This window comes from Nocardiopsis changdeensis (genome assembly GCF_018316655.1).
GTDB classification, from domain to species: Bacteria; Actinomycetota; Actinomycetes; order Streptosporangiales; family Streptosporangiaceae; genus Nocardiopsis; species Nocardiopsis changdeensis.
The window spans coordinates 880462-898661 of the sequence record NZ_CP074133.1 but is presented as its reverse complement, the minus strand read 5'-3'; the positions used below and the strand labels follow the sequence as shown (position 1 = coordinate 898661).

The 18200-nt window shown below is 71.8% G+C and carries 16 protein-coding genes and 1 tRNA gene; 6 read left to right on the top strand and 11 right to left on the bottom strand.

All coding sequences use genetic code 11. The features are described from left to right. Positions 1-13: 13 nt before the first annotated feature. Entirely contained in the window at positions 14-937 is a 924-nt protein-coding gene (locus KGD84_RS04300) for a TatD family hydrolase (protein ID WP_220564814.1), read from the bottom strand. A 109-nt stretch (positions 938-1046) separates the two neighbouring features. Continuing rightward, positions 1047-2864: a methionine--tRNA ligase gene (metG, locus tag KGD84_RS04295; protein WP_220564813.1), complete on the bottom strand. Its 1818-nt coding sequence runs from the start codon at positions 2862-2864 to the stop codon at positions 1047-1049. A gap of 180 nt (positions 2865-3044) precedes the next feature. Between metG and KGD84_RS04290 the strand changes: the two genes are divergently transcribed. Then, positions 3045-3494, top strand: coding sequence for a hypothetical protein (locus KGD84_RS04290; protein WP_370634657.1), 450 nt, complete (start codon positions 3045-3047; stop codon positions 3492-3494). Between the two features lie 136 nt (positions 3495-3630). Continuing rightward, positions 3631-6264, top strand: a complete 2634-nt coding sequence (gene secD / locus KGD84_RS04285) for a protein translocase subunit SecD (RefSeq protein ID WP_255647035.1) — start codon at positions 3631-3633, stop codon at positions 6262-6264. Between the two features lie 76 nt (positions 6265-6340). Here the strand turns inward: secD and KGD84_RS04280 are convergent, their stop codons facing one another. Then, positions 6341-7006 carry an AIM24 family protein gene (locus tag KGD84_RS04280; protein ID WP_220564811.1) on the bottom strand — a complete coding sequence of 222 codons (666 nt, stop codon included), beginning with the start codon at positions 7004-7006 and terminating at the stop codon, positions 6341-6343. Between the two features lie 66 nt (positions 7007-7072). Continuing rightward, positions 7073-7975, bottom strand: coding sequence for a 16S rRNA (cytidine(1402)-2'-O)-methyltransferase (gene rsmI, locus KGD84_RS04275; RefSeq protein ID WP_220564810.1), 903 nt, complete (start codon positions 7973-7975; stop codon positions 7073-7075). Positions 7976-8082: 107 nt separating this feature from the next. On the opposite strand from rsmI, the gene KGD84_RS04270 reads away from it, so the two are divergent. The 3 genes from KGD84_RS04270 to KGD84_RS04260 all read left to right on the top strand — a co-directional run bounded on the left by KGD84_RS04270 (position 8083) and on the right by KGD84_RS04260 (position 10771). Further along, entirely contained in the window at positions 8083-9732 is a 1650-nt protein-coding gene (locus KGD84_RS04270) for a dolichyl-phosphate-mannose--protein mannosyltransferase (RefSeq protein ID WP_220564809.1), read from the top strand. A gap of 298 nt (positions 9733-10030) precedes the next feature. Then, entirely contained in the window at positions 10031-10237 is a 207-nt protein-coding gene (locus tag KGD84_RS04265) for a cold-shock protein (protein WP_220564808.1), read from the top strand. 219 nt (positions 10238-10456) lie between these two features. Then, positions 10457-10771, top strand: a complete 315-nt coding sequence (locus KGD84_RS04260) for a sec-independent translocase (RefSeq protein ID WP_220564807.1) — start codon at positions 10457-10459, stop codon at positions 10769-10771. A gap of 6 nt (positions 10772-10777) precedes the next feature. Here KGD84_RS04260 and KGD84_RS04255 read toward each other — a convergent pair whose 3' ends face one another. After that, positions 10778-11302 (bottom strand): hypothetical protein, encoded by a 525-nt coding sequence (locus tag KGD84_RS04255; protein WP_220564806.1) that lies wholly within the window; start codon positions 11300-11302, stop codon positions 10778-10780. A 930-nt stretch (positions 11303-12232) separates the two neighbouring features. On the opposite strand from KGD84_RS04255, the gene KGD84_RS04250 reads away from it, so the two are divergent. Then, the gene (locus tag KGD84_RS04250; RefSeq protein WP_255647034.1) at positions 12233-12958 is read left to right on the top strand and encodes a response regulator; all 726 of its coding nucleotides are present in this window, start codon (positions 12233-12235) and stop codon (positions 12956-12958) included. Positions 12959-13798: 840 nt separating this feature from the next. Here the strand turns inward: KGD84_RS04250 and KGD84_RS04245 are convergent. From KGD84_RS04245 to glp, 6 genes are all read right to left on the bottom strand, one after another. After that, positions 13799-13872, bottom strand: a tRNA-Ala gene (locus KGD84_RS04245). A 69-nt stretch (positions 13873-13941) separates the two neighbouring features. Further along, entirely contained in the window at positions 13942-14529 is a 588-nt protein-coding gene (gene sepX / locus KGD84_RS04240) for a divisome protein SepX/GlpR (RefSeq protein WP_220564805.1), read from the bottom strand. A gap of 392 nt (positions 14530-14921) precedes the next feature. After that, complete coding sequence (locus KGD84_RS04235; RefSeq protein WP_220564804.1) at positions 14922-15641, bottom strand: GNAT family N-acetyltransferase; 720 nt, start codon at positions 15639-15641, stop codon at positions 14922-14924. A gap of 207 nt (positions 15642-15848) precedes the next feature. Then, on the bottom strand, positions 15849-16361 hold the full coding sequence (locus KGD84_RS04230; RefSeq protein WP_220564803.1) for a MogA/MoaB family molybdenum cofactor biosynthesis protein: 513 nt from the start codon (positions 16359-16361) through the stop codon (positions 15849-15851). Then, complete coding sequence (gene moaC, locus KGD84_RS04225; RefSeq protein WP_220564802.1) at positions 16354-16857, bottom strand: cyclic pyranopterin monophosphate synthase MoaC; 504 nt, start codon at positions 16855-16857, stop codon at positions 16354-16356. The genes KGD84_RS04230 and moaC overlap by 8 nt, the downstream gene beginning before the upstream one ends. A 100-nt stretch (positions 16858-16957) precedes the next feature. Then, entirely contained in the window at positions 16958-18184 is a 1227-nt protein-coding gene (glp, locus tag KGD84_RS04220; RefSeq protein WP_220564801.1) for a molybdotransferase-like divisome protein Glp, read from the bottom strand. Positions 18185-18200: the final 16 nt, after the last annotated feature.

The window sequence follows — 18200 nt, the reverse complement described above, 5'->3', positions numbered from 1 at the left end:
GGGGCCCGGGGGCTCAGAACCCGAACGCCCGCTTGGCGTTGCCCGCGATGGTCGCGGCGAGCTCGTCCTCGTCCAGGTCCTTGACCTGTGCAAGCGTCCGCAGCGTGTGCGGGATGAGGTAGGGCGCGTTGGGACGGCCCCGGTACGGCTTGGGGGTCAGGAACGGCGCGTCCGTCTCCACCAGCATCAGCTCCGCCGGGGCCGCCTGCGCGGCCTCGCGCAGAGGCTCCGCGCTGGCGAACGTCACGTTGCCCGCGAAGCTCATGAAGTAGCCCAGGTCCGCGCAGCGGCGGGCCATGGCCGCGTCCCCGGAGAAGCAGTGGAACACCACCGTGTGCGGGGCGCCCTCCTCCTCCAGCACGCGGAACACGTCCTCGTGCGCCTCCCGGTCGTGGATCATCAGGGCCTTGCCGTGCCGCTTGGCGACGGCGATGTGCCCGCGGAACGACTCCTCCTGGGCGCGCGCCCCCTCGGGGCCGGTGCGGAAGGTGTCCATGCCGGTCTCGCCGACCGCCACCACCTGCGGCCGGGCGGCCAGGGCGTCGATCTCGGCCAGCTGCTTGCGGAGGGCCTCGAAACCGCCGGGCTCGCGGGTCTTGCCCGCCCAGTCGGTGTCGTCCACCTCCACACCGTCCGCGCCGTCCCCGTGCACGACGCGCGGCGCCTCGTTGGGGTGCAGGGCGACCGCCGCCCACACCTTCCCGGGGTTGGCGGCCGCGACGTCCACCGCCCAGCGCGACGACGGCAGGTCGACGCCCACCTGGAGCAGCGGGGTCACCCCGACCGCCTCGGCGGCGGCGATGATCTCGGCGACCTCCGGGGTCTGCATGTCCATGTGGGTGTGGCTGTCGGCCACCGGGACCCGCAGCGGATCCGGCGCCGGAGGCGGCGTCTGCGCGTTGCGCGCCTCGACGGCCTTCCCCGACCGCTTGCCCATGTTCTTCCCTCCGCGACGAGCCGCGCCGACGGGTGACCCGTCGGCGCGGCGGTGTGTCCTGTTCGTTCTCTTGTGCGTCGTGCCCCGGGCCCGGCCCGGGCCGCGCGTCCTACGCGGCGCCGCCCTCCAGGCGGGCCAGCTCCTCGTCCACGACGGACGGGTCGAGCTTGGCGAACAGCGGCTCGGGGCGGCTCAGCGGGGTGCCCGGCACGATCGGGATCGACTCCCAGCGGGCGGCGTTGTCGGCGTAGTCGCCGGTGATGACCGGGTAGTCGACCTTCTCCGCCGAGCCGCCGATGGTGTCGTGGCCGGTCTCCAGGCGGGGCATGCCCGTCCAGGTGCCCTCGCCGCCCAGCATCGCGTACACCTTGTTGGCGGACTGCGGCAGGAACGGCGTGAGCAGGGTGTTGGCGTCCTGGACCAGCTGGAGCGCCACGTGCAGCACGGTGGCCATCCGCTCCGGGTCGGTCTTCTTCAGCGCCCACGGGGCCTGGTCGGAGATGTACTTGTTGGCCTCGGCGACGGTCCGCATCGCCTCCTGGAGCGCCGCCTTGAACTGCGAGCGCTCCAGGCGGGCGCCGACGGTGCCGAACGCGGCCGCGGACGCCTCCAGTACGCGGCGGTCCTCGTCGGTGAGATCGCCCGCCGCGGGGATCTCGCCGAGGTTCTTGGCCGCCATGGAGATGGAGCGGTTGACCAGGTTGCCCCAGGCCGCCACCAGCTCGTCGTTGTTGCGGCGCACGAACTCGGCCCAGGTGAAGTCGGTGTCCTGGGTCTCGGGCCCGGCGGCCATGATGTAGTACCGCAGCGCGTCGGCGGAGTAGCGCTCCAGGAAGTCGCGCACGTAGATGACCACGCGGCGCGAGGAGGAGAACTTGCGCCCCTCCATGGTGAGGAACTCGCTGGAGACCACCTCGGTGGGCACGTTCAGCGCGCCCAGCGGGCCGGGCTCGCCGCCCCGGTCGCCCCGGCCGCTCGCCCCCAGCAGGATGGCGGGCCAGATCACCGAGTGGAAGACGATGTTGTCCTTGCCCATGAAGTAGAAGGACTCCGGGTCCTCCCCCTGCCACCAGCGGCGCCACGCCTCGGGGTCACCGGTGCGCTCGGCCCACTCGATGGACGCGGACAGGTAGCCGATGACCGCGTCGAACCACACGTACAGCCGCTTGTTGGCGTTGTCGCTCCACCCGTCCAGCGGGATCGGCACGCCCCAGTCCAGGTCGCGGGTGACCGCGCGCGGCTGGAGGTCGTCCAGCAGGTTCATGGAGAACTTCAGGACGTTGGGGCGCCACTGGCCCTCCTTGCCCTTGAGCCACTCCGAGAGCACGCCGGCGAAGGCGGGCAGGTCGAGCATGAAGTGCTCGCTGTCCACGAACTCCGGGGTCTCGCCGTTGATCTTGGAGCGCGGCGAGATGAGGTCGATCGGGTCCAGCTGGTTGCCGCAGTTGTCGCACTGGTCGCCGCGCGCGCCGTCGTAGCCGCAGATCGGGCAGGTGCCCTCGATGTAGCGGTCCGGCAGGGTGCGCCCCGTGGACGGGGAGATGGCGCCCTTGGTGGTGCGCGCGAAGACGTAGCCGTTGTCGTACAGCGTGGTGAAGAGCTTCTGCACCACGGAGTAGTGGTTGCCGGTGGTGGTCCGGGTGAACAGGTCGTAGGACAGGCCCAGGGCCACCAGGTCCTCGGCGATCACCCGGTTGTAGTGGTCGGCCAGCTCGCGGGCGGTGACGCCCTCCTGGTCGGCCAGCACCTGGATCGGGGTGCCGTGCTCGTCGGTGCCGCTGACCATCAGCACGTTGTTGCCCGACATTCGCTGGAAGCGGGAGAAGACGTCGGAGGGGACTCCGAAGCCGGACACGTGGCCGATGTGGCGCGGTCCGTTGGTGTAGGGCCAAGCGACCGCGGTCAGGATGTGGCGATTCGACGACATGACCTAAGCCTAAAGCCGACGGCGCCCTGACACGCACTCCATTAGCGGGCCCCGAGGGTACGCGCTCCGGGACGGGAGATTCCCCGGGGACCCCGGGTACCCGTATGCTCTGCTGGACGAACACGCGCGCAATGTGACGCATGCGACTCGGCGCCCAGCGGCGCTCCCGGACCTGAGGCGGTGGTCATCACGGCTCCCCGTGCCCTGACCCGTGCCCGTGCCCGGGCCCGCCGGGCCCTGGCCGCCCCGCTGGTCGCGGGGGTGGCCCTGCTCGTCGTGTTCTCGGTGCCGGGGATCGGCGCGGGCGAGCCCGTGCCGCCGGCGCTGCCCTCCTACGGGGTGGCCAGCGCCCCCCGCCCCGCGGACGCCGACCCCGGGCACGACCGGGTGGAACAGGCCGGGCACGACGACCACCGGGTCACCGTCGGCCCTCCGCCCTCGACCTGTGACACCAGGTCCGGGGTGCGCGACCTGCCCGACGTCCTGCCCGTGCCCGTCCTGAGCCTGGCCTCCTGGGATCAGCCCTGGTGGCCCGCCGACCCGCCGGGCGCCGAACCGGTGCCCGAACAGGGCGTCCCGCGGGACCTGCCGCCCACCCGGGCCCCGCCTCTCACCGCGCTCCCGTCCTGATCCCATCCCCGGACGCCGCATCCCCCGGCCTCCGCGCCCGCAGCGCGTCCGGATCTCCATCGGCTTTTTCGCAGTGAGAGGTAACGACCCCTTGGCCACGTCCACATCGACATCGACGGGAACGGGGGGGCGCTGGTTGCGCGCCCTCGTGTCCCTGCTCGTGATCGCCGTCGCCTTCGGCGCGGCTTGGTTCATCCCGCCCCGCCTGGGCCTCGACCTGAGCGGCGGCACACAGATCGTCCTGGAGACCCAGGACGGCCCCGACGGCACCCCGGCCAGCGCCGAGAACACCGACCAGGTCGTCGAGGTGCTGCGCCAGCGCATCGACCGCCTCGGTGTGGCCGAGGCGACCATGTCCCGCTCCGGTGAGAACCGCATCATCGTGGAGCTCCCCGGCGTTCAGGACCCCGCCGAGGCGGCCCAGATCGTCGGCCAGACCGCGCAGCTGTCCTTCCACCCGGTGCTGGGTGTGGGCCAGGCCGGCGGCCAGGGCGTCCAGGCGCCCGGCGACTTCGCCAACGCCCCCGAGGGCGAGGCCGACGAGGCCCGCGCCCCGCAGGACACCGAGGAGGCCCCCGCCGAGGAGGCCCCCGCGGAAGAGGGCGGCGAGGGCGCCGGCGGCGCCGGGGAGATGAGCGACGAGGAGCTCCAGGAGCTGCTCAACGGCATGGGCGGCGGCCAGGGCCAGCAGCCCGGCCAGGCCGGCCCCAGCGCCGAGAACCCCGAGGACGTCGTCATGACGCTCCCGGACTCCGACGGCACCAACCTCCAGCTCGGCGAGACGGTCATCAAGGGCGACCGGGTGTCCAGCGCCGAGGCCGCGCTCGACAGCGTCAACCGCGCCCAGTGGACGGTCAACGTCGGCTTCCGCGGCGAGGGCCGCGACCAGTGGCAGCAGCTGACCGCCGACGCCGCCTGCTACCCGCAGGGCGACCCGCGCCGCCGGGTGGCGATCGTGCTGGACAACCAGATCATCTCCGCCCCGGAGGTCAACCCGGAGATCGGCTGCGAGGTCGGCATGTCCGGCGGCCAGACCACGATCACCAGCCCCACCTTCACCCGTGAGTCCGCCAACGAGCTGGCCGTCCTCATCGAGGGCGGCTCGCTGCCGCTGCCGGTGACCGAGGTCCAGCGCCAGACGGTCGGCCCGACCCTGGGCGCCGAGGCCATCCAGGCCAGCGCGATCGCCGCGATCCTGGGCATCGCCTTCACCGCCCTGTACATCACGCTGGTCTACCGCCTGGTCGGCTTCCTGGCGTCGCTGGCCCTGGCGTTCTACACCCTGATCGCCTACGGCGCCCTGGTGGCGCTGGGGGCGACGCTCACACTGCCCGGCCTGGCGGGCTTCGTGCTCGCGATCGGTATGGCCATCGACGCCAATGTGCTGATCTTCGAGCGCGCCCGCGAGGAGTACCAGCGCCAGCAGGCCGTCTACCAGGCCAACCGCGCGTCCGGGATGAAGGAGGGCGACGACGACGGCAAGGGCGGCGGCGCCCTGGCCCGCCGCCGGCGCCGTGCCGTGCCGCCGAGCCTGGAGAAGTCCTTCGTGGAGGGCACCGGCAAGGCGTGGAGCGCGGTGCTCGACACCAACGTCACCACGCTGCTGGCCGCCGGCCTGCTGTTCTTCCTGGCCTCGGGCACCGTCCAGGGCTTCGGCGTCACCCTGAGCATCGGTACCCTCGTGTCGATGTTCTCGGCCCTGGTCATCGCCCGCGTGTTCGTGGAGTGGGCCGTGCGCCGCGCGGTCATCCGCAAGCACCCGGCCATCAGCGGCCTGGACCGGATCGGCCCGGTCCGCACCTGGCTGGTCGAGAAGAGCCCCGACCTGATGAAGCACCGCTCCAAGGGGCTCATCGCCGCGGGCCTGCTCGTGGTGGTCGCCCTGGTCGCCCCGCTGGTGCAGAACGTCAACCTGGGCGTCGAGTTCACCGGCGGCCGGGTCCTCGAGTACGAGATCACCGGCGACCGCCAGGTGAGCGTGGACGAGGCCCGCGCGCTCGTCTCCGGGCTGGGCTTCCCCGGCTCGGACACGGCCGTGGTGCAGGAGGCCGGCGACGGCGACATCTCCGTCCGCACCGGCGAGCTCAGCGACACCGACGCGGCGTCGATCACCGACGCGCTCGCGGAGGAGACCGGCGGCGTCGAGGTGGTGAGCGACGAGCTCATCGGCCCGAGCATGGGCGACGAGCTGCGCAACCGGGCGCTGATCGCGCTGGGCGCGGCGCTGGCCCTCCAGATGATCTACCTGGCCTGGCGCTTCCGCTGGTCGTTCGGCGTCTCCACGATGCTGTCGCTGGCGTTCAACATGCTGCTGGTGATCGGCCTGTTCATCTGGCTGGGCAAGCCGATCGACGGCGTGTTCCTCGCCGCGATCCTGAGCGTCATCGGCTTCACCGTCAACGACACGGTCGTGGTGTTCGACCGCGTCCGCGACGAGTGGGCCCGCGACGACAAGTCCCCGTTCACGGTCATCGCCAACCGGGCGATCATCAACACCCTGCCCCGTACCGTCAACACGACCGTCGGCGGCTGGATCATCCTGGGCTTCCTGACCTTCCTCGGCGGGTCCTCGCTCCAGGACTTCTCCATCGCGATGCTGGTCGGTCTGACCACGGGCGTGGCGTCGACGGTGTTCGTCGCCGTGCCGCTGGCCGTGTGGCTGCAGAAGTGGGACAAGACCCCGCCTCCGCACGTCATCAAGGAGCGCAAGGCCAAGCAGCGCGTCGCCGCCAAGGCGGCCCGCGAGGCCGACGACGGAGCCGTCGTCTAGCGCTCCCCGCTCGCGGGAGGAACAGCGGAGGGCCCCCGGGGACGCGACGTCCCCGGGGGCCCTCCCCGTGTGGTGCTCAGCCCGCCTGGACGGGGACCGGTGCGCCCTCGGAGGCCTGCACCAGGACGAAGCCCTGGCCCTGGAGCGACAGCTGGAACGCCTCGCCGCTGCCGCGGCCGATGAGCGCGCCGGCCTTCATGGTGCGGCGCACGCCGGTCTGGAGGGTGCTGGACCAGGCGACGGCGGCGTCGGTGTCGACGAAGGTCGGCTGGTCGATGTTGAGCAGCACCGGGGTGCCGTGGCAGGCGATGGCGATGCGCCCCTGGCCGGTGAACGTGGTGTTGAACAGCCCGCCGGCCGCCATCCCGGCGCCCTGGACGCGCTTGATGTCCCAGGCCAGGCCCGGCTCGAAGGCCAGCACGTTGTCGCCGTTGACGGTGATGGAGTCGTGGCCCTCCAGGTCGATGAGGTGGACGTCCCAGGCGTCGCGGGCCAGGAAGACGTCGCCCCGGCCGCTCACCTTCATCAGGGGCATGCCCTCGCCGGTGAACGCCTTCTTGAGGAAACGGCCGACGCCGCCCGCCCCCTGGTAGTCGAAGTCCACCTGGCCCTGGTAGGCGATCATGGCGCCCTGGCGCGCGAAGATCTCCCCGTTCAGGCCCACCCGGAGCATCTTGTGGTTCTGGAGGTGCATCCCGGGCTGACTGATCTCCTGGGCCTGCTGGAAGAGCTGGCTGCGCATGCTTGTCCTCTCATCGCGAACGGTGTCCCGCCGGGTTGGACGCCTCCCGGAGGGAAAAGTTCCCGTTCACCCCGCGGTGTCTCCTGTGACTTCGGCGTCTCCTGTGACGCCGTGCACCAAATCGTAGACACGGCGCTTGGGCACACCGGTCTCCTTGGCCACCCGGGCGATCGCGTCCTTGCGGCGGACGCCCTCCTCCTCTAGGGCGTGCACCGCCGCCAGCAGGTCGCCGTCGGCGGCCGCCCCGCCCGCGGGCCGGGCCCCCTCGACCACCACGGAGATCTCGCCCCTGACCCCCCGGGCCGCCCAGTCGGCCAGCTCGGCCAGCCCGCCGCGGCGCACCTCCTCGTAGGTCTTGGTGAGCTCGCGGCAGACCGCCGCGCGGCGGTCCGGCCCGAACGCCTCCGCCATCGCCGCCAGGGTGGCGGCCACCCGGTGCGGGCTCTCGAAGAACACCATGGTGCGCCGCTCGGCCGCGAGCTCCGCCAGGTACCCCGCCAGACCCTTGCGCGGGGGGAAGCCCTCGAAGCAGAACCGGTCGGTGGGCAGGCCGGAGACCACCAGCGCGGTGGTCACCGCCGACGGCCCGGGCACGGCGGTGACCGGGATGCCCTCGGCCGCGCAGGCCGCGGCCAGCCGGTAGCCCGGGTCGGACACCCCGGGCATGCCCGCGTCGGTGACGACCAGGACGTCCCGGCCCTCGCGCAGGTCGGTGAGCAGCTCGTCGGTGCGGCGGCTCTCGTTGGCGTCGTAGTAGGACACGACCCGGGCGCCCTCGGCACCGCCGGGGCGCACGCTGGCCCGGGTGGCGAACTGGCGTAGCCTTCGGGTGTCCTCCGCGGCGATGACCCGGGCCTCCTCCAGGACGCGCAGCAGCCTGGGCGGCGCGTCCTCGAGGTTGCCGATGGGGAGCCCGGCCAGGGTCAGGGTTCCGACCCTCCGCTTAGCTTCGCCCTCAACCACTGTCATCCCCGTCCTGTCACGCTACGGTGGCATCTATCACGCCACCCGAAACCTGTCTCACGGTCCGTCCACAAAGGGACACAACCCTCTCCGACCCCAACCTACGAGCCGAGATGACCACCACCGCATTTTCCTCCGAGGTCGAGTCGACCCCACCCGCTCCCCCACGCCCCTCGCCCCTGCGTGCCAGGTTCCTGCCCGCCGACCCGACCCCGGCGTGGATCGCCTGGCTGGGGGCCGTGCTCGTCGCCGCCTTCGCCGGGGCCCTCCGGTTCGTCGGCTTCGGGGAACCCCCCCGGATCTACTTCGACGAGACGTACTACGCCAAGGACGCCTACGGCCTCCTGAACTACGGCTACGAACACGAGACCGTCGAGGAGCCCGTCGACGCCGACGCCCTGCTCCAGGACGGCGCGACGGCGGACATCTTCACCGGCGGCGGCGACTTCATCGTCCACCCGCCGGTCGGCAAGTGGATGATCGCGCTGGGCGACCTGCTGTGGGGGGCGCTGCCGTTCGGCGAGTCGATGACCCCCGAGGCCTGGCGGTTCGCCTCGGTCCTGGCCGGCATCGCCTCGGTCCTCATCCTGGTCCGGGTGGCCACCAGGATGACCCGCTCGGTGCTGCTGGGCTGCACCGCCGGCGTGATCCTGGCGCTGGACGGCCTGCACTTCACGCTGAGCCGCGTCGCGATGCTCGACATCTTCCTCACCCTGTGGATCCTGGCCGGGTTCGCGTGCCTGGTGATCGACCGGGACAAGACACGGGAACGCCTGGTGCGGCTGGCCGAGGCCGGGGTGGACGCGGCCTCCGTCGGCTGGTTGGGGATGCGCTGGTGGCGGCTGGCCGCCGGGCTGTGCTTCGGTCTCGCGGTGGGGACCAAGTGGTCGGCCCTGTTCTTCATCGCCGCGTTCGGCCTGCTCACCGTGGCGTGGGACTACGGGGCGCGCAGCAGCGCCGGCCAGAAGCGCCCGGGCCTGCGGTGGCTCGGCTTCGACGCGATCCCGGCGTTCGTACAGACCGTGATGGTGGCGGGGATCGTCTACCTGGTGTCGTGGTCGGGCTGGCTGTTCACCCGGGGCGGGTACAACCGGGACTACGCCGACGGCCTGGCCCCCGACTTCCTGCCCGGCTTCCTGGCCGCGCCGGTGGAGGCCCTGCTGAGCCTGTGGAACTACCACACGCGCATGATGGGCTTCCACGAGAACCTCAGCAGCGACCACACCTACATCTCCCAGCCGTGGGAGTGGATCATCATGCGGATGCCGGTGATGTTCCACTACAACGGCGAGGCCGTGGGCTGCCCGAGCGGCGACTGCGTGACCTCGATCGTCTCCATCGGGACGCCGGTCGTCTGGTGGCTGTCCATCCTCGCCCTCACCGTGCTGGTGGGCTGGTGGGTCACCTTCCGCGACTGGCGGGCCGGGGCCGTGCTGCTGGGCGTGGCCGCCGGCTGGCTGCCGTGGTTCGCGTTCCCCGACCGCCCCATGTTCCTGTTCTACGCGCTGCCGATGCTGCCGTTCCTGGTGCTCGCGATCGTGCTGATGCTGGGCCTGGTGATGGGCGCCGGGGAGGAGAGCCCGCGGTTCTCGCCGTATCTGCGGGCACTGGGCGGAATCGTGTTCGGCGTGGTGATGCTGTTGATCATCGCGCACTTCGCCTACCTGTACCCGGTGCTGGCCGCCTATCCGCTGGACCAGGAGATGTGGGACGAGCGGCTGTGGTTCCGGGTGTGGATCTACGGGCGCGACGCGCTGGCGTGACCCGTGCGGGAGGACCGGGCGTTCTCCATTAGTGGCAGCACCGAAAGAAATCAATGCTTTCGCGTAGCCGAAACAGGACAGACCGCCGACGGGGATTCCCCTGCCGAAAGCCTCGGCAGGGGACCCCCCTCCCTGGTACTGTCTGCAACTGGTTGCTGTTGTAGTTTCCATGGATGCCCGAGGCGCCTCGCGGAACTTCACGTGGGCGCTTTTGCGGGGGACCGTTCTCTTCACTTCGGCGCCCGGCGACCCGGGGCCAGCAGGGTGCGGCCCCGTTGTAGTCCCCAAGGGAGAGCACATGGCTCAGGGCACCGTGAAGTGGTTCAACTCTGAAAAGGGTTTCGGGTTCATCGCCGTCGAGGGCGGCCAGCCCGACGTGTTCGTGCACTACTCGGCGATCGCGGGGACCGGCTTCCGGAACCTGGAAGAGGACCAGCGGGTCGAGTTCGAGGTCATCCAGGGCCCCAAGGGCCCGCAGGCCGCGGACGTCCGCCCCATCGCCTAGACAGATCGTGGCGGGTCCCGGCGGCCCGGCGGAACCGTCCAGGCGGGCGTTTCCCTCCACAGGCGTTCCCGGCCCCCGCCCCTCCCCAGGGGCGGGGGCCGGCCGCGTCCCGGCTGTTCCACGGGTGTCCGCGTTGTGATCCGGGCACGGTTACCCAAGCGCACCGATACCGGTTAACCTGCTTGAAGCCGGTCGGTATCCCGAGAACGAGGATCGCGCATGTTCAACATCAGCGGAGGAGAGTTCGTCGTCCTCCTTCTGCTCGCGCTGTTGATCTTCGGCCCCGACCAGCTCCCCAAGGCCGCCCAGCAGGTGGGCCGGGTGCTGCGCCAGCTGCGCACGATGGCGAACTCCGCCAGCAAGGACATCAAGGAGGGCCTGGGGCCGGAGTTCAAGGACTTCGAGGTCCAGGACCTCAACCCCAAGCGGTTCGTGCAGAAGCACTTCTGGGAGGAGGGCGAGGACGAGCCGCAGCTCAAGCCGGCCGCCCGGCTCAACGGCCGCCGTCCCCCCTTCGACGACGAGGCGACCTGACCGGCCTCAGCCGGCCAGCATCAGGACGAACAGCCCCAGCCCCAGCAGGATCAGCGAGCCCACGATGACGGCGGGCGAGCCGAAGGCCAGCACGAGCACCTCCGCGGCCATCGCCCCGCCGATCGCGGCCGCCGCCCAGGGCCAGCGCGCCTCCGGCGACCAGCCGTTGCGGCGCTCGCGGGCGACGGTCACACCGAAGGCGAGCGCGATGAGCGCCCAGAACAGCAGGTGGGCGACGATCCTCGCGGAGGGCTCGGTGTAGTCGGCCATCCCGCCGACGACCATCACGTACAGGACCGTCCCGGTGGCCAGGCGCCAGTAGCCGTGACCGCGTTCGACGGGGATGTCGCGCAGCCGGGCCGGGGTGGTGCGGCGGAAGCGCTCGGCCGCCATGGGCCGCGGTTCGGGCCGGGGCGGCGGGGGCGGCTCGGGGCGGGGACGGGGAGGCTCGGGCGGCGGCTCGTACCCTCCGACGGGCTCGGGGCCCTCCGGGTACTGGTGGCCACCGGGGTGCTGGGGGGAGTCGGACACGGTCCGCCCCTTCAGGTCGGCGCTGTCCGGCCTGCGGCCGGGGACTCTCGCCCCTCCCCTACCCGGAGCCCGCCGGTGTCAAATCCCCCCACGTGAGAAGGCCCGGTCGCCGAACGACCGGGCCTCGGGCTGCTCGCGCCTACAGCCAAACCCAACCGCTCTCTTGGGCGTGCGCGGTCTGCTTGATCATGGCATGTACCTTTCGTGCGTTTTCAGCCCATCCCTGGACCACCTTGGACCACCCGCCCGCCCCCGACAAGACCCTCATCCGAATGTTCACCCTTTTATGACACATATGGACACAAGGGACGTAAGGGTGACGAATCAGCGGAGCGAGTACCTCCGGAACCCCAGTTCAGCGGCACCGCCTTCGCGATCGCAGTTCACACCCTCCCCGACCACCTGCAAAAACAGGATCAGCCAACGGCAAAAAGACCCCAGCCCCCTTCACCGAGAGTGACCTCGCGGGAATTACCCCATTCCCATTCACCGCCGCCCCGGAGCCCGAAATTCGGAGTCTTTTCCCTGGACACCGGGAGCCCGCCGATAAACCTCCCGGAACACGGCGATCCCGCGCCCGGGCAAGGCGCCCCGAAGGGCCGATACTCTCCGTGATCACCTTGCGACAGAGGTTCTCGGACCCCAGGGGAATCCCGGGACTTCGGTCCCCTGTTATGGACGCACTAAACCTCGGTATATTGCCAGTCACTTTCAGGGGAAAGCCTCACGTCACCCTTCCCCGGCATCGCCGGTCCGCCCGTTTTCTGGCGTACTGCGCCGCATACCACCGGGTAAGTTCCGGGATCGTCCGCGCGGATCACGGAAAGCCTGCCTAAAGTAGGAGGGACCCGCCCGAGTCCCCGGCGTACGGGGTCCGAGCGGGACGTGGAGTCTCCCTCCCGGCCGCCACGTGCAAGGAAGGCACCCGTCGTGAGTCCGCACCCCCCGAGTCCGCCGCCCTACACCCGCTCGCCCGACGGCGTCCCCGTCGACGGCGCCGACCGCACCATCCGGGTCATGGTGGTCGACGACCACGCCTTCTTCCGGCGCGGCCTGGTGTCCGTCCTGGACGAGGAGGCCGACATCGACGTGGTCGGCGAGGCGGGGGACGGCGAGGAGGCCGTCCGGCTCGCCGCCGACTCCCGCCCGGACGTGGTCCTCATGGACGTGTGGATGCCGCACGCCCGCGGGATCGAGGCCTGCCCGCGCATCCGCGAGGCGGTGCCGCACACCAAGTTCATCATGCTGACCATGAGCGACGAGGAGTCCGACCTCTTCGACGCGCTCAAGGTCGGCGCCAGCGGCTACCTGCTCAAGGAGATCGCCGTCACAGACCTGCCCCGGGCGGTGCGCAGCATCGCCGACGGCCGCTCCTTCATCAACCCGACCATGGCCACCCGCCTCATCGGCGAGTTCGCCGAGCTGGCCAAGCAGGAGAGCACGCCGGAGCCGGCGGCCATCCCCCAGCTCACCCCCCGGGAGACCGAGGTCCTCAAGCTGGTCGCCCGGTCGCTCAACAACCGGGAGATCGGCGAGCGCCTGTTCATCACCGAGAACACCGTGAAGAACCACGTCCGCAACATCCTGGAGAAGCTCCAGGTCCACTCCAGGACCGAGGCTGCCATCTACGCCGTCCGCGCCCAGTACGCGTCCTGAGGGCTATCCTGGCTCCGTACCGGCCCCCGCACAGGGGATAGCCGCTTCGCCGGTGACACTCGGGGCTCCGGTCCGGAATCGAGACCCCGCCGAAGGGGATATCCGACCGGCCCCGCCGGGGGCCGTGCCACGCACGGCCCCCGGCCACCCCGAGAACCGCCCACCCCCGAGGCCCTGCCACGCGACAGGAAGCCTCCCAGGTTCGAGCCCTCACGAGCACGGCCACGACCATGCGAGAACCCCCGCGCACACACCGCCCAGGAGCCTCTCCAAATCGCCCCCGGGCGCAACCACACCCGGCACAAGGGCCCGGGCACACGCGCCCCACGAGCCTCCCCCGGCCCGGCCCACCCCACAGGCACGACCGCACCCGGCGCGGGAGCCCCAGCGCACACAAGGCCCAGGGCTTCCCCAGATCGCCCCTTCGGCCCGGCCACACCCGGCGCGGGCGCCCCCCGGACACACACGGCCCGGAGCACCCTCAGATCACCCTCCGGCCCGGCCCACACCCCGCACAAGAGAACCCGCGCGCAGCCCCGGCACAGACGCCCTGCCGCAGAGCAGCCCCCGAGTCACCCCGAACACACCCCACAACCGGCACGGGTCCCTGTCGACAGCCTCAGGAACCTCAGGACACACGCGCCCCACAGGCAGTTCTCAGACCACCCACGGGCACCGCCCGTGGCCGATGCAAGAGAACGCCCCACCCGCGGATCCGGGCACGCAACCCCCGCCCCAGGGGGTCACCTCGGGGGGTTCGGGGGGTCTCCCCCCGGTAAACACGAAGGACGACCCCGCGAGGCGGCCGAAGGCCGCCGAGCAGGGTCGTCCCGAGTCCTGTGGAGCTATGGGGATTTGAACCCCAGACCCCCTCGATGCGAACGAGGTGCGCTACCGGACTGCGCCATAGCCCCTTGAAGACGAGTTAAGCCTAGCAGGCTTCCGGGGATGCTCCGAACCGGTTCCGGAGCACCCCCGGGGCGTCAGTCCCCGGCCGCCCGCAGGCGGGCGTCGGCGTACTGGTCGTAGACCTGGCTGCGGCGGTCGCGCAGGGCGATGATCTCCGCCTCGCGTTCGGCCTCGCGCTCCTGCCGTTCGGCCAACCTGCGGGCCCGCAGGGCCGCGCGGCGGCGCGCCCTCAGGACCGCGGCCCGCTGTTCGGCGTCGGCCTTGGCGGCCTCGCGCAGCAGCACCAGGTGTCCTCCCAGCAGGAGCACCGGCGGGATCGTCACCCACCAGGGACCCAGCCCGAAGGCGACGGCGATCGCCGTGCCCGCGGTGAGCAGGGTCAGCACGGTGGTGCGCCGGCGCCGCCGGGCGATGACCCGGGAGCGGCGCTCGTTCGCCCGTACGGCGGGGAGCGGCGCGGGCTCGGCGGCGGTCGCCGCCTCCTCCTCGTAGTCCTCGTCCTCGCCCTCGGGGACCTCGGCCTCCGCCTCGGTCCCGGTGTCCTCGTCCTCGCGCCGCGGCTCCTCGGGGACGGCGTCCACCGAGTCCTTCCGCAGCAGCATCGGGACGAGGACGATGAGCCATACGACCACGATGGCCAGGTACAGAGGAGAGCTGCTCATCACCCCTCCTCACGATGACGGCCATTGAACGTTGTCCGACACTTCGTCGACACCGCCCCGCGCGGTCCGTCCGGGGAGGGGAACGTCCGTCCCGGGGACGTGGTTCCCGACCTCGGACCTGTCCGGGAGGTCTCCCGGGCATATCCGCGCGCTGCCCGCATCGTCAATGCGTCTATGTTCCGCACGGTACGACCCCGTGTCCATAAATGCGCCACATTCTGACCGGAGTGTCGCAAGATTGTGGACCCTCAGTTTCGGTCGTCCGGCACGGCTGAGCGTCGACGCAGGTCAGAGGGTGACTGCGCAGAGCAATGCCATTTCAACGCAAAGTAATTGATCAATGTCGTTAAAGAGAGGTTTAAGTTCCGGTCACACCCGTGATGGTGCCACGTTCAGTTCGGCCCGGGGCTCGGACTCGCCGGGTGGCGGGGATCTCCGCCGCCGTTCGGGTCCTGTGGCCCCAATGGGGAACCGGGACCGGAATCGGACTCCGGCGGAGTCCCCGAGGCTCTGCCCAGGCGCCACCGGTGCAGCAGCCCGTCCGGCACCTCCTCGGCCGTGAGCGCGTAGCAGATGTGGTCCCGCCAGGCCCCGTCGATGTGGAGCTGGCGTCTGCGCACTCCCTCGTCCCGGAAGCCGAGCTTGGTCGCGACGCGCCTGCTGGCCCGGTTCTCGGGGCGGATGTTGGCCTCGACCCGGTGCAGCCCGACCTTGAAGAAGGCGTGGTCGACCGCGAGCGCCACGGCCGTCGGGGTGATCCCGCGGCCCGCGTGGGCGCCGTCGATCCAGTAGCCCACCTGCGCCGACCGCGCCGAGCCCCAGACGATGCCGCCGACGGACAGCTGCCCGACGAAGCGGCCCCCGTAGTACACGGACCAGGGCATGGACAGGCCCTGGCGGGCCTCCCGCCGGATGGCCTGGATCATGGCGACGTAGGGGGACAGCCCGGTGCCGCGCAGCGGCATCTCCGGGTAGGTCGGCTCCCAGGGCCGCAGCCATTCGGCGTTGCGGGCGCGGGTGTCACGCAGTGCGGTGGCGTCGCGGAGCCGGAGCGGCCGGAGTTCGACCGGACCCTCCCGCAGGGTGACGGGCCACCCTTGTCTGCGATTCACGACCGTCCCTTCGCCGGCACCCGCCGGTTCCGGCTCCGGCGGGGTACTCCAGTATTCCACTCCTCGGACACGGCGTGTCGGGAGTCACCCTGGCCCCGGAAACGGATGGTCCCTAATGGCACTGGTTCCGCACCGGAAAGGAGTGCCGAGGTCAAGGAATTCTCTCTGAACGGAATGCCCGAGATGTGATTCCCGTCATTGTCCGGTTCATTCGGAACGCGGGTGATCCGTGCCACGCAGCTGGTCGAGGGCGTGGCCCAGGACCGGCTCCAGGACGTCCATTCCGTCGCTCGCCCCGCCCCGCGACCCGGGCAGGTTCACCACCAGGACCCGCCGGTCGCCGCGCACGATCACCCCGGCCAGGCCGCGCGAGAGGATCGCGGTGGGTACGCCCTTCTCCCGTCCCGCGGACCGGATCGCCTCGGCGATCCCGGGCACCTCGTACGCGAGCAGGGAACGGGTCGCCTCGGGGGTGAGGTCCTGCGGGGTGACCCCGGTGCCTCCGGTGGTCAGCACCGCGTCGGCCCCCTCGGCCACCGCGCGCTCCAGGGCCTCGGCGACCGGCGGGCCGTCCGGCACCACCCAGGGGCCCAGCGGCTCGAAGCCCAGGGCCCGCAGACGGTCGGCGATCACCGGTCCGGAACGGTCGGGGTACACCCCCGCCGCCGCCCGGTTGGACGCCGTCACCACGGCCACGCGCCGCGCGGGGGCGTCACTCACCGCGCCTCCAGTGGCCCTTCTTGCCGCCGGTCTTCTCCTCCACCCGGACCCGGGTGACCTCGGCCTCGGGGTCGACGGCCTTGACCATGTCCACCAGGCCCAGGGCGGCGGTCATGACGCTGGTCAGCGCCTCCATCTCCACCCCGGTGCGGTCCGCGGTGCGCACCGTCGCCCGGATGTCCACGCCCTCGTCGACGACGGTCAGCTCCACGTCCACGCCGTGCACGGCGATGGGGTGGCACAGCGGGACCAGGTCGGGGGTGCGCTTGGCTCCCTGGATCCCGGCGATCCGCGCCACCGCCAGGGCGTCGCCCTTGGGCACCCCGCCGCCGCGCAGCGCGGCGACGGCCTCGGCGCTGAGCAGTACGCGGCCGGTGGCGGTGGCGGTGCGGGCGCTCACGTCCTTGGCGGAGACGTCGACCATGCGCGCCGCCCCCGACGCGTCCAGGTGGGTGAGTCCGCCGGGACTCCCGTCCGCCCGTGGGGTGTCGCTCATGGTCCGTCGGTCCTTCCGTGTCCGTGGCCCTCCGGGCCCGTCGGGCCCTCCATGAAGGTACGGCACACGGGCACCGGGCGCCCCCCGGACCCCGGCGGGGTCAGACCGGTTCGGGCAGGACCAGGGCCTCCACCGCCGCCCCCGACGGCAGCTCCGTGACGTCCTCGGGCACAACGATCAGCGCGTTGGTGGTGGTGAGCGCCGTCAGCTGGTGCGACTCCTGCCGGGTCAGCGGCGCCACCGCGGCCTCCCGCCCCGGGACGGCGGGCTCCAGCACGGCGCGCAGGTAGGAGCGGCGCCCGGGCGGCGAGGCGACCGGCGCGGCCAGCCGGGCGCGGACGCCCTCCAGCGAGGCCGGCGGCAGGCCGCGCAGGCGGCGCAGCACCGGCAGGACCAGCACCTGGAAGGAGACGAACGCGCTCACCGGGTTGCCCGGCAGGGTGATGATCGGGGTGCGGTCCGGGCCGATGACGCCGAACCCCTGGGGCTTGCCCGGCTGCATCGCCACCTGGGAGAACTCGACGGTGCCCTGGGCGCTGAGCACCTCCTTGACCACGTCGTAGGCGCCCATGCTCACCCCGCCGGTGGTGATGAGCAGGTCGGCGCGGACCAGGAGGCCCTCCAGGGTGTCCAAAACCTTGGCCGGGTCGTCGCCGACGAACCCGTGGCGGTGCACCTCGCAGCCCGCGTCCCGGGCGGCGGCCGCCACCATGAAGCTGTTGGACTCCCAGATCTGGCCGGGGCCCAGCGGGCGGCCGGGCTCCACCAGCTCCTCCCCGGTGGAGAGCACCACCACGCGCGGGCGGGGGAAGACCGGGACGGTGCGGCGGCCCACGGCGGCCAGCACGCCCATCTCCCCGGCGCCGATGCGCGCGCCGGGCTCCAGGACCACCGTTCCGGCCTCGATGTCGCCGCCCGCCCGGCGGATCGCGTTGCCCTCCCGGACCGGCCGGGAGAAGGCGGCCCGGGCGGTGCCGCCGTCGGTCCACTCCACCGGGACGACCGCGTCGGCGCCGACCGGCAGGGGCGCGCCGGTCATGATGCGGGCGCACATGCCGGGGCGGATGGCCGTCGGGGACGGGTCGCCCGCGGGGATGTCGGCGACCACCGGGAGCAGGACCGGGGCCTGGGGCGAGGCGTCCGCCAGGTCGGCGGCCTGCACGGCGTAGCCGTCCATGGAGGAGTTGTCGAAGCCGGGCAGGGAGACCGGGGAGGCGACCGTCCCGGCCAGGACCGTGCCGTGCGCCTGGAAGAGGTCGACCTCGACCGGCCGGGGGTCGTCCACCACGGCCAGGATGTCGGCGATGTGCTGTTCGACGCTCTTCACGGGGGCTCCTCCGATT

Coding starts and splice junctions, on each gene's coding strand:
- moaC (WP_220564802.1), bottom strand. CDS start 16,857: ATGAGCGACACCCCACGGGCGGACGGGAGTCCCGGCGGACTCACCCAC.
- KGD84_RS04280 (WP_220564811.1), bottom strand. CDS start 7,006: ATGCGCAGCCAGCTCTTCCAGCAGGCCCAGGAGATCAGTCAGCCCGGG.
- KGD84_RS04265 (WP_220564808.1), top strand. CDS start 10,031: ATGGCTCAGGGCACCGTGAAGTGGTTCAACTCTGAAAAGGGTTTCGGG.
- metG (WP_220564813.1), bottom strand. CDS start 2,864: ATGTCGTCGAATCGCCACATCCTGACCGCGGTCGCTTGGCCCTACACC.
- KGD84_RS04260 (WP_220564807.1), top strand. CDS start 10,457: ATGTTCAACATCAGCGGAGGAGAGTTCGTCGTCCTCCTTCTGCTCGCG.
- sepX (WP_220564805.1), bottom strand. CDS start 14,529: ATGAGCAGCTCTCCTCTGTACCTGGCCATCGTGGTCGTATGGCTCATC.
- KGD84_RS04300 (WP_220564814.1), bottom strand. CDS start 937: ATGGGCAAGCGGTCGGGGAAGGCCGTCGAGGCGCGCAACGCGCAGACG.
- rsmI (WP_220564810.1), bottom strand. CDS start 7,975: ATGACAGTGGTTGAGGGCGAAGCTAAGCGGAGGGTCGGAACCCTGACC.
- KGD84_RS04270 (WP_220564809.1), top strand. CDS start 8,083: ATGACCACCACCGCATTTTCCTCCGAGGTCGAGTCGACCCCACCCGCT.